The organism is Bacillus sp. JJ1503 (genome assembly GCF_036965125.1).
In the GTDB taxonomy this organism is placed as follows: domain Bacteria; phylum Bacillota; class Bacilli; order Bacillales; family Cytobacillaceae; genus Cytobacillus.
This window is the reverse complement of the sequence record NZ_JBALOZ010000510.1, coordinates 1-1189: the sequence shown is the minus strand read 5'-3', so window position 1 is coordinate 1189 and position 1189 is coordinate 1. Positions and strand designations below refer to the sequence as shown.

At 32.0% G+C, this 1189-nt stretch carries 1 protein-coding gene; it reads right to left on the bottom strand.

Annotated features, from left to right (window positions below):
• Positions 1–131: 131 nt before the first annotated feature.
• Positions 132–791, bottom strand: coding sequence for a CatB-related O-acetyltransferase (locus V7149_RS26060; RefSeq protein ID WP_335348455.1), 660 nt, complete (start codon positions 789–791; stop codon positions 132–134).
• Positions 792–1189: the final 398 nt, after the last annotated feature.

Sequence of the window (1189 nt, the reverse complement as noted above, 5' to 3'; positions counted from 1 at the left end):
GTATGTTAGAGTTTAGAAGCAGATTGTGAAGTTTTGGGCAGGTTAGCTCAAAAGAGTGAACTATTAAATTTAAAATAAAAAATGTATGCAAAAAACTACATCCTATACAGAATGTAGCTTTTCTAATTGGATTATCTTTTCTTTACTTCAATGTTATAAAAGTCATATAACTGTTCAATGGATGAACTGGACAAAAGAGGAATTGCTCTCTTAACCAATTCTCTATCCCAATCAAACCAACGCATTTCCATTAACTTATTAATTTCTGAATCTGTGAACCGTTTCTTTATTTCTTTTGCAGGATTACCACCAACTATTGTATACGGTGGAACGTTTTTAGAAACCACAGAACCTGCTGCAATGATTGCACCTTCACCAATTGAAACGCCAGGCATTATTATAGCATTCATACCAATCCAGGCATCGCTTTTAATGACTGTATCACCTTTTGGTTCATATGATTGTCCTATTTGCTCAACAAATGGATAAACTGTAATCCATTCTGAATGGTGGTTATGACTACCCCCCATTAAAATTACAACTCCACTTGCAATACAAACATAATTTCCAATAATGAGTTTATCTAGATGCCAACCAAACTGTTCAATTGGATTGAAGAGTTCTTGAGATTTAGCATCACCCCATAAATATCTTACACAGCCATCTTCAAAATTTTGATTACCATAATACCCTGAATAATAGGAATACTCCCCTACTTCAATGAGTGGATTCGTCACTAAATCTTTTAAATACTTTATTTCAGACCAATGATTAAATAATGGATGATTCATAACTATATACCTCGCTTCTAAGTATTGTTGATTCTACGACTTACTTAGAAGCTTAATACCACAGCGACATTTTTAAACTTTTTCAAACGACGAATCATTATCTTCAGCCTTTCTTTTAAAGTAAAAAAATCATAACTAAAAAAATCACTATAGTCAAATTGTGAGATGTTGTACTTAAACAAACGGGTAGCATTACTGGAACAACGGTAATACTTTTTTCTTCTACAAGTAAAGGGGCTGGTAGAATAAAGTAAAAAATAGCGGTATCTGTGGGTATTTAATATCCACAGATACCGCTTCTATTATTTTGAAGACTAATAATGATTAAATTGAGATACTTTTTTAATTGTTTGTTTACTCTATGTATTTTTTAAAATTATTTAAAATTGCCTGCCACC